Annotated in this window: 8 protein-coding genes; 2 read left to right on the top strand and 6 right to left on the bottom strand. The window is 65.7% G+C overall.

Features of this window, described 5'->3' with window-relative positions:
• Window positions 1-712, bottom strand: a 712-nt coding sequence (locus EB084_12240) for a hypothetical protein (protein ID NDD29024.1), incomplete at its 3' end; no start/stop codon positions are given.
• 417 nt (window positions 713-1,129) lie between these two features.
• Between EB084_12240 and EB084_12235 the strand changes: the two genes are divergently transcribed.
• The gene (locus EB084_12235; GenBank protein ID NDD29023.1) at window positions 1,130-1,333 is read left to right on the top strand and encodes a hypothetical protein; all 204 of its coding nucleotides are present in this window, start codon (window positions 1,130-1,132) and stop codon (window positions 1,331-1,333) included.
• Here EB084_12235 and EB084_12230 read toward each other — a convergent pair.
• The 5 genes from EB084_12230 to EB084_12210 all read right to left on the bottom strand — a co-directional run bounded on the left by EB084_12230 (window position 1,320) and on the right by EB084_12210 (window position 9,850).
• Window positions 1,320-2,804, bottom strand: a complete 1,485-nt coding sequence (locus tag EB084_12230) for a DUF2079 domain-containing protein (protein NDD29022.1) — start codon at window positions 2,802-2,804, stop codon at window positions 1,320-1,322. The genes EB084_12235 and EB084_12230 overlap by 14 nt on opposite strands.
• Window positions 2,801-5,131 (bottom strand): MBL fold metallo-hydrolase, encoded by a 2,331-nt coding sequence (locus EB084_12225; GenBank protein ID NDD29021.1) that lies wholly within the window; start codon window positions 5,129-5,131, stop codon window positions 2,801-2,803. Before EB084_12225 ends, EB084_12230 begins: the two co-directional genes overlap by 4 nt.
• Window positions 5,128-6,486 carry an AI-2E family transporter gene (locus EB084_12220; GenBank protein NDD29020.1) on the bottom strand — a complete coding sequence of 453 codons (1,359 nt, stop codon included), beginning with the start codon at window positions 6,484-6,486 and terminating at the stop codon, window positions 5,128-5,130. Before EB084_12220 ends, EB084_12225 begins: the two co-directional genes overlap by 4 nt.
• The gene (gene zwf / locus EB084_12215) at window positions 6,483-7,949 is read right to left on the bottom strand and encodes a glucose-6-phosphate dehydrogenase (protein NDD29019.1); all 1,467 of its coding nucleotides are present in this window, start codon (window positions 7,947-7,949) and stop codon (window positions 6,483-6,485) included. Before zwf ends, EB084_12220 begins: the two co-directional genes overlap by 4 nt.
• Window positions 7,950-8,542: 593 nt before the next feature.
• Entirely contained in the window at window positions 8,543-9,850 is a 1,308-nt protein-coding gene (locus EB084_12210; GenBank protein NDD29018.1) for a hypothetical protein, read from the bottom strand.
• Between the two features lie 83 nt (window positions 9,851-9,933).
• Between EB084_12210 and EB084_12205 the strand changes: the two genes are divergently transcribed.
• A partial coding sequence (locus EB084_12205) for a hypothetical protein (protein ID NDD29017.1) occupies window positions 9,934-10,135 on the top strand: 202 nt, incomplete at its 3' end.

Genomic DNA, 10,135 nt, shown 5'->3' with positions numbered 1-10,135 from the left:
TGCTCTCCGCCTCCCTCGACGGCTCAGCAAGAGAGGCACTCCCGTTCTCCGGTGCGCGCGAGCCCGTTCCCGACGCCTCGGCGAGAGAGCCTGGCCCGTTCTCCGGGGCGCCCGATACGGTTCCCGACGCCTCCGCGGGATCGGTTGGACCGTTCTCCGGCGCGTTCGTCGGCGCCCCGCCCTCCATCTCGTCTGCGGCCACGTCAGCCAGGTTTCCCGCTTTGCCGTCAAGCCAGCGACACACGGTCTCCGCGGAAGCGTTCCCGAGAAACCCGCCTACAACGGCCCCAGCCTCACCTCCCCCAGGTCCCGCCGTGGCTGCGCCCACAGCCGTTCCCACTGCCGTGACTCCCAGCGACCAGCCGGCCTTGCACGTCTCCTCGGCCGGCTCGTCGAGCTGGCCCTTACGTCCCGGCGCCATGCGCTCGTGCAGGCTCGAGTCGTCGCTCCCCTGGAAGCGGCTGGAGCGCCGACCGTTCTCCGTCTGAACGTCTGACGCCCCTCGGAACGCCACGCTCACCGGGCTGAACGCCGCTTTGGAGCCACGCATGTCCCAGGTTTCGGAGGTGGAGGGAGCCGACCCCTCATACGCATCACCCGCGCTCGCTGGTGTCTCTGTCTGGGCAGAGGGCCTGTGCTCATGTGGCACTTCGATGGCCGTGGCCTGTGGGGTGGATGCGCGCTGGGGAAGACCGGAGGCGGTGGGAATCATTGGGTTTGCCCTTTCTGCTGGGGTTCTTCAGGCCCACTGTACGCCTGCCCCAAGACCCCGTTCTGTGATCTGCACCACATTTTGAAAGAGCATCGACGAGCGTCGCACCGGCGATACGCCGTTCGACCTATCGCCTGCGTGATCGGCACCGACCTCGACGCGCCACAGGCAAAAAAAAAGGCCCTGGGATTGCTCCCAGGGTTGATTCTTCCAGGTGAATGGAGACGGGGTCGGATGGCCGTTGTTGATATTTATTCAATTCGCACGTCTCGCGAGAACTCCTGCAAGAACTTGAAAAATTTTTCAAGCCCTCTTTCCCGGAAGGGATCTGCCTTCAAGGGGGCCAAACGCCCGGGGCGCTTCCCAGCCATCATGGGCCGGGGAAAGCGAAAACAGACGCACGCGGAGAGCTCAGCCATGGCCTTTCACAAATCGAAGTACGGCGACAAGGGCGAGAACCTGCCCTGCGACCTCAACGGAGACGTGCCCGAGGTGGGCGACGACTGGAACGACTTCGCCTGGGCCGCCGACGACGCGCGCCGCTTCAGCGAGCACCCGAAGCTCTGGAAGCAGTTCATCGACGACGCCGCGCGCCAGGCCACAGCAATCACGGCCGACTGAGCGCGGGCACGCCCTCGGCGCGTCGATACAGAACGACCCCGTCGGCCTCGCGGCACACCGTGTAGCGCCCCTCACGCAGAAGGGGGGGCAGCATTCTGTCGAACCCGCTCTCGCGCACGAACTGCGCAGATGCGGGCGAGGTATCGACGAGCACGTACTCCACACCCGCCTCGTAACGCGGCCAGACGTGAAGACGCCGGGTCAGGTGAGGCCAGACGTTGGGCGTGGTCGACACCGACGCGTCGGGAGCGATCGACGTCACCATCGCGTCGAGGGCACGGGCATGATCGTCTACGGGCTTCACCTTCCATCCGGCGTGCAGGGGAGACGGATCGAACGCCAGCATGGTCGCAACCGTGAGCACCCACGCGGGGCGCAGCACGCGCGCAGACTGCTCGTCTCCCTCGCCTCGCCGCCAGAGAACCCGTGCCGTCCCCTCGATGCCCGCGGCGAACACGAAGGCAATCAGTGGGCCGGCATAGTGGCTCGTGAAGAGGTGCATGCCCCCGAACGACGAGGTCAGGTTCATGAGCAGCACGGGCAGCATCACCAGCAGCGCCGGCCAGGCGCGCAACGGCAGAAAGGCCAGCGGCGCGAGAAGTCCAAGCACGTATGACACGCTCGTGTCGCGCATCATCGATCCCCAGAACGCGCCTGGCCGCAGCAGCGGAGACAGCGCCCAGCCCAGCGGTCCTTCACCGAGATGCGAAAACCGGCCATCGGTCACGGCCCCCATGCGACGCCCCGCACCGAACCATGGGATCAGCACCGCGAAGGCGATCACCGCCGAGATCAGGCCCACCCCCATCAAGGCCATGCAATCGCCCATCGCCGGAGCGACCCGCTCGAATTTGGGACGCCCGCTCTCCGCATCAGCGCGCGTCGCCTCCCGCCGCCACCACAGTCCCAGCAGCCCCATGCCGACCAGCAGCAGGCCCATGTCCTCGCGGCAGCCGAGGGCCAGGACAGCCCCTGTCCAGAGCGCGCCCCGACGCGCCGTGCGCAAGCCCCACAGCGCAAGCATGAGCGGCGCCACGCAGAACCCGGTCTCGTGCACATCGTGATAGTCGATGCCGTGGAGCGGAAAGTACAGCAGGTAGAGCGCCGAGAACGCAACCCCCGCGCGCGGCCCGATGAGATCGCGCGCCAGGAGATAGACGGGAACCGCCCCCAGTGCGAGCGCCACCGTCTGCGCCACAGCCAGGGTCACGGGCGAAGGTGCAAGCGCATACAGGGGCAGCACGAGATAGAAGATGGGCGACCAGTGAAAGCCGAAGTGCGAGCCCGCCTCATGGGTGTTGTAGAAGGGCAGGCCCAGGCGCGCCGCTGTGAAGAACGACTGATCGCAGACCCCCAGGTCCCACTCCCCGACACGATAGCTCATGTGACGGCGCCAGTCGAACCAGGCAAACAGCGCGACGTAGGCGACGATCATTCCCGTCACCCATCGCAGCGCGCGTCGGTGGGTCACGACGGCGGAGGCGGAAGCGGAAGCGCGCGATCCTGCAAGATGCGAACCAGGCGAAGATGGAGCGGAATCTGCCCCGCCACGATGTCGTGGATGTTCTCACGCGTGAGCACGAGCACGCAGACCGGTCCGAGCGCTCGCACCGTCGCGCTGCGCTGCGCGCCGGGCACGAGCACGGCATACTCGCCCACCAGCTCGCCCGGTCCCCGACGAATCGATGTGCCATTGCGCTGCGACACGATCTCGAGCTCGCCCTCGAGCACCACGAACATCTCGTGGCCGAGATCGTCTTCGACCATGAGGGTCTCGCCCGCGGCATACTCGCGCCGCATCGCGTGCTGGGCAAGGCTGGTCAGCACCTGGTTGGGAAAGCCGAAGAACAAGCGGTTCTGGCGCAGCCATCCCACGTTGTCCCAGAGATGGGAGAAGAAGTCTGACAGACCGTTGCTGACGATGAACTCGCGCAGCACCTCTCCTGGGAGGCGCCACACGTCGACATGGCTGCGCGCCCGCACGCGGAAGGTCTGCCCCTCGTGATCGCCCAGCGGCCCGAACAAGGCGCTGCTCTCGAGCAATCCAAGGTCTCCGTCGGGCTCGATGTGAACCTCCGCCTGCCCCTGCAGCACCACGAACCACGAGTCATCGGCCCCCGACTGATAGATGGTGGCGCCAGGATAGTAGCGCTCGAGGCGGCCCTGCGCGGTGAACATCGAGAGCCAGTACTCCTCGTCGGCCACGCGGAAGAACTGCAGCGATTTCACCAGTTTCAAGAACAGCGGCACCGGAACGGGGGCAAACGAGGCGAGCGTCCACGACATTCCCGGGCGCGCGAGGGCGTGGTTGCGCATCTCGGGCGGCAGCGAGTGCGTGTGCATGAACACAACGGTGGGAGAGATGCCGCGCTCTCGGCACATGGTGTCCCACTCGCGCGCGTCGAAGTGGATGGGGTCGCCGGAGGTCCCCCCCGCCTCCCAGAACACGATGTCCTCATCGCCTCGCAGCAGCGGAGCGAACGGATCGATCTCGGGCGCGAGAAAGCCCGCTGCCTTCATGGCGGCGATGCCCATCGCCCCACGGGTCGATGTCGTGTCACTCGAGTACGAGAGCGCATGCACCCGTCCGTCGTGCTCGAGCTCGATGCGAAAGCCGGTGGTGGGCACGGGGTGAACCGTCCACGAGAAGTGCCACGTCGCCCCCAGCATGCGAACGGGGGAGCGAGGGGAGACGCGTAGCACCCGCGCACGGGCCTGCGCCTCCCCCTGACGCCCGGTGAGCATGGCGTCTGCCTCGGCCTCGCTGACCCCCAGAACCGCCGCCACCTTCACCAGACAGGTGCGATAGACCGGTTCCGCGGCCACGTATGTGTAGGGGCGCCCGCTGGTGATGCACTCGAGCATGAAGTGGATGCCGCTGCCCATGTGATCTTCGTGCCCATGGGTCTCGAAGACCACCCGCACGTCGGCCGAATCGATGCCGTGACGCGCAAGCAGGTAGGACGCGCACAGCGGCGCGTCGACCACCGCCCACAAGCCGTTGATGCAGATGGCGAAGCCCGTGGTGGGGTGCTCGAGCTCGAACCCCGGATCGGCCCCGAGGCAGAGCACCTTGAATACATCGGAGGTGACCGCCTCTGAGGAAGGCGGCAATGTGACCAGCCACGGCGCCTGATCATCATCGAAATCAACGTTGACCTCAGCGCACGCATCGCCTGCGCGAACCGAGAAGCTCCCGTCGCCACGATGCATCACGGTGGCGCCCTTGAACAGCTCGGCGCTCCCCGCGTCGTCGAAGGCCCGCCACTCAACCACGTCATCGATGTCGATGCGTCCACGGGCGTAGGCCTCGATCAGGGCACTCGGAGCCTGGGGAAGGTTGCCGCACCCGTCGAAGCCCTGGCGCTTGGGCGCGAGAAACAGCTGGCAGCTGCGAATGAACCCGATCTCGTCTTCGGTGAGCGATGCGACGTCCGGGCCCGTCCACGAACGCATCTCTTCGTCACTGAATCCGAACAGCGACACCTGCAGGCTGCGGCGGCAGCGAGCCAGCTGGTCGGCGGTGCCGATGACCACCATGCGCTCGGAATCGGGCAGCCTGCCGAACGCCTTGCCGGCGGCGAAGAGGAAGTGGTAGAGAAAGAACTCGAGTGAGACCTGCACCACGCCGCGATGAAAGAACCGATGCGGCAGAACGAACGTGGTGGGGGGCGCGAGGCGCCGCTGGAACCAGAGCTTGATGCAGGGGGGCACACCGAACTGCGCGTGGCGGTGCACCCCATCGACCTCCATCCCCACAACCTCGGCGCCCGGTAGCAGGGTGAAGCGCTCGATCATCGCGTCTCCTTCTCATTCGGCATTGCCGACTCGCGTGCGACGCCACGCACAAGCGCCGGCTCGTGGTCATCGTCGAGCTCGTACGTGTCAGACTCGCGCGTCGCCGCGGGCCTGACACCGTCTGCTGCGGATGCGGGCGCTTCAGACAGCCCGTCTGGCGCGCCGTGCGATGGACCATCCTCACCCGAATGCTCGATGTATTCAGAGACCAGCACCTTCACCACCGCCACCAGCGGAGACGCGAGAAGCACGCCCCAGAACCCGAGCAGGCTTCCAAACACCATCATTCCCAGCAAGAGGCTGAGCGGGTGCAATCCCAGCGACTCCCCCATGACCCGCGGCACGAGAACGATGCTCTCGAGCTGCTGCAGACACGTGTAGAGGAACACCACCAGGAGCGCCGTTCCCCACCCCTTCCCCGCGAGCGCGATGATCACCGCCGGAACCGCACCGAGAATGGGACCCACCACGGGAATGGCCTCGGTGATTCCGGCCACGAGCCCCAGACCGATGGCGAACTGGGGCAGCACGAACAGCATGGCCAGCGTGGTGACGACCCCCATCGCTCCGCAGAGAACGGCCTGACCGCGCACGTAGCTCTGCATGGCCTCGTGCACGCCGTAGAGAATCTTGCGGGTTCGGTCGCGACCGCTCGGACGGATGAGCCGCAGCCAGAACTCCACGATGCCCTCCCCGTCCTTGAGGAAGTAGTAGCCCAGCATGGGCACGACGATGGCCGTGCTCACCACCCAGATGAGGGTCTGCGAGAACAGGCCGACCCATGCCACGCCTTGCTTGAGCAGGTCGCCGGCATAGGTTCCCGCGTCGCGCAAGGCCTCGCTGATCTTGGCCTGAAGGGCATCGGGGAGAATCGCATCGAGGCGATCGCGATACATTGTGAAGAGATCGCGCACGCGCTGCGAATATCCCGGCAGGTTCTCGGCCAGCGCCTGCACCTCGAGAACGAGCTTGGGCAGAACGATGGAGAGTCCGATGGCCGCGATGCCCAGCACGATGATGAAGGTCATGAACAGGGCCCGCTCGTCAGAGACCGCCGCCCTCGAGTGGCGTGCGAGCATGCGCCGTATCGCCGCCACCACGGGCATCGACACGTAGACGAAGATGAGCACCAGCACCAGGAGCGGAAGCACATCGACCACGCGCTCCATGCCCGCGCGAAACCAGGGGTGGAAGCTCGCAATGACCACAACAAGCAGTGCTACGCTGCTACGCAGGGTGGATATCGACCCATGGAGAGCAGATACGTCCGCTGAGATATCGCCCGCGGCGCTGGAGGAATCGCTGCGATGTTCGCGGTCTTTCGAGGCGCTGTCTGTCATTGTACGCTCGCTCACACCATCAATGGCTCGGGCGCGTGCGCCTTGCTGGCCTTCTCAGTGGAGGTGAGGTGCCAGTGGCGGGGATGGATGAGGTCGTCTGCCTCGTCCGGTCCCCATGATTCCGGCTCGTAGAAGCGGACCCGCGGCGGCGCCGAGATGACCGGGTCGAGAACCTCCCACGCCCGCTCGACCTCATCTTCACGGGTGAACAGGGTGTGGTCGCCCTTCATGCCGTCGAGCAGCAGCAGCTCGTACGCCTCGGCGAGGGGGGCCTCGAAGGTCTTCTCATACTCGAAGTCGAGGCGGGCTCGGCTCAGGTTGAGCCTCGTGCCCGGGCGCTTGACGTTCATGTGCAGCGAGATGCCTTCGTCCGGCCAGATGCGAAAGGCCAGTGCATCTCGTCCGGGCGGCGCGCTTCGGGTGTTCTTGAACACGTTGTAGGGCACGTGCTTGAACGAGAGCGAGACCTCGCTCACCTTGCTCTTGAGCATCTTGCCCGTGCGCAGGTTGAACGGCACGCCGGCCCAGCGCCAGTTGTCGATGAACAGCTGAACCGCCGCGTAGGTCTCGGTCTGCGAGTCCTTGGCCACGCCTGGCTCCTGGCGATACCCGACAAACTGACCGCGGATGACCTTCTCGGGCGTGACGGGGAGCATCGACTGAAGCACGCGCACCTTCTCGTCGCGCAGGCGATTCGGGTCGAACGACAGGGGGGGCTCCATGGCGATGAAGGTGAGCACCTGAAAGAGATGCGTCACCACCATGTCGCGCAGGGTTCCGGTCTTCTCGAAGAAGGCGCCGCGGCCCTCGATACCGATCTCCTCGGCCACCGTGATCTGCACGTTGTCGATGTAGCGACGGTTCCAGATGGGCTCGAACATACCGTTCGAGAAGCGGAAGGCGAGGATGTTCTTCACCGTCTCCTTCCCGAGATAGTGATCGATGCGGAAGATCTGGCGCTCGGAGAAGACCTGGTGAATCTCTTCGTTGAGGGCGCGGGCGCTGGCGAGGTCGCGGCCGAACGGCTTCTCGATGACGATGCGGGCGTTCTGCTGCATGCCGCACTCGCCGAGGCGCTTCACAATGGAGGGGTATGCGTTGGCCGGCGTCGCGCAGTAGTAGAAGCGGCCGCCCGCCGTGCCCTGGCTCTCATCGAGGCCCGCCAGATGCTCGCGAAGGTTGGCCATGTCGCCCTCGTGGTCGAAGCCGCCCGCGCGATACGACAGGTGCGAGGCGAACGCGTTCCAGGTCTCGTCGCCTGGCTCGCGGCGACCGAACTCCTCGACGCTCTTGCGCATGAGCACGCGAAAATCGTCGTCGCTCATGGGGGTGCGGGCGTAGCCCACGATGGCGAACTTCTCAGGGAGCAGCTTCTCGAGGTAGAGGTGGTAGAACGCAGGCATGAGCTTGCGGCGCATGAGATCGCCCGTGGCGCCGAAGATGACAATGGCCTGGGATGCGGCCGGAGGGATGGACATGAAGGAGGTGGGTGCCTTCCCTGTATTCTCGAGAGCCCGCTGGGGTGCGCAACCGTTGAAGTCTTCCGCGAACTCGTCTGCGGGTGCGCTTCGCCCGAAGCGCTCCCCTCCCCTGTTTTCAGCGAGGGGGAAACCACCCCCCCCAGCAGTGGAGGGGGGGCCTCAGGTTGCGGCTTGTCTCGTGACGTGATCATAAGGAACCGACCCCCCCTGCAGTGGGGGGGCTCATGGGTACGAGGGGAGGGCGGCGGTACATGCCAATGGTTTTAAGACACGTTGCGATTCGAGTTCAGGGTAGCACCGAGTCCGAGCCCATCGCGCCTGGCGGATTGATCCAGGCACCGGCGGCCCGCTGCAGCGGCGCGCGAGTAGAAGCCCAAATGGGCTTATACCCATTACTAGAAGCCCAAATGGGCTTCTAAGCGCCGCGCCACCCCCCGCGCGCATGCTCGGGTCGCGCGTCTCAGGCTCGATCGGTTTGCTTCTCGGCCCTCACTCACGGCACGGCTTCTCGCAGAGCCTCTTTCGCGCTCTCGAGTCTGCAGCCCGTATTCCTCAAAATCACCATCATCGAGAGGGTGTCTGGGTCGGGTTCACGCCGATCGTGATGCTCCGTGATTCACCGGAATGCGAACGCCGCCCACGATGACCCAGCCATCGTGCTGCTCGATGGTCGGGGCGGGTGGCGCCTGGGTAGTAGCGTCCGAGGTCTGGGCGTCGTGCAGCATCTCCTGCTGCTGCACACGCTCTGCGGTCACGGTGTGGCGGTAGGCGCAGGTCTTGCCGTTGTTGACGCCCACCACCAGGCCGCCACGATGATCGACCGCCGGAGGGCAGTGCACGTAGCTGTCGGCAGTCGTCGACCACAGTTCGGCGCCGTTGCGCTGGTCGATGCCGTAGAGGCGGTTGCGATCGCTCACCACGTAGAGCACACCATCACGGGCAGGCACAGGCCTGACGCGGATCTCGCCATCGGCTTCAAAGGTCCAGAGGGGCTTTCCGCAGGTCGGGTCGAGGGCATAGACCTTGTTGTCGCAGCTTCCCACGTAGACCGTGCCGTCGTCACCGATGGCGGGCTCAGGCATGATCCAGTGACCGGTGAGGGTGAGCCATTTTCCGCTGCCGTCTTTGGGATCGACCGCAACAAGAGCTTTGCCGATGCAGCCGGCGTACACGGTGCCGTCCGGGCCCACGACCGGCGAGTTGCGCAGCATGCCGCCGGTCTGGTGGGTCCACTTCACGCGTGCAGTGCCAGGCTCGATGGCGTATAGGCGGCCGTTGTATGCCCCACCGTAGATGGTGCCGTCTCGCCCCACGGCGGGCGGGGCCTCAAAGCCGTGCTCGAGGCGGGTGCATTCGGCCACGCTGCGGCGATCGAGATCGATGCGGCTCAGGAGGCCGTTCCACCAGGTATACACGTGGCCGTCTGCTCCATTCAGGAGCCCTCCTGAGGCGGCGGTCGTCCACAGCTCGACCCCACTGGCCGGATCAAGGGCGTGCATCTGGTCATCGTCGGCGCAGACCAGCAGCAGCTTCTCGTCTGGGGTCAGCAGGGGACGACATGTGGGATGGATGCTGGCGGTCCAGCGTGTTACGCCGGTCTCGGGCGACAGCGAGACCACCACCTTTTGGTCACTCAGGCTCGCGTAGAGATTTCCTCTGCTATCGGCGAGGGGGCCTCTCATGGGGGTGCCGGGAACCTCCCAGCACTTCTGTACGGGTTGGGTGCCTTGTTTCTTGAAGATAAGAGACGCGGCTCTGGCGGCGTCGATGGACACGGGCGCCACGGAGGGCCCCCGCGAATCGGCGCTGCCGTGAGAGGCAATCGGCACCGAGAGCGCCGCGAGGGGAAGCGGGGATGTGCGTGGGGCGATGGCGTGCGTTCCGAGTGAGCGGATCAAGCGGGTGGCTCCAGCCGTTCTGTGTGTCCACGCTCAGCCTAGGCGCCGGTCGTGGAAGAAACCTGAAACCCGTCACGAGAGCCGTGCGGTCTGTCTGCGGTGTGGGAACCGACGCGTGCGATCAGCGAAGAGCGAGCCTTCGTGACGCGTACGACACGGTGGTCGATACCGAGGCGCGCACACCCAGGTTCGATGACGCCGACGCATGCCCCAGTGCCGCCCAGCGCTTCATCGCCCCCCCCGACCGCATCACCGATCTGCTCATTGCGGAGGCCGATGAGCGCC

Source organism: Pseudomonadota bacterium, from assembly GCA_010028905.1.
Lineage (GTDB): Bacteria > Vulcanimicrobiota > Xenobia > RGZZ01 > RGZZ01 > RGZZ01.
Note: the sequence above shows the minus strand (reverse complement) of the source record. Positions and strands in the feature narration are given on the sequence as shown.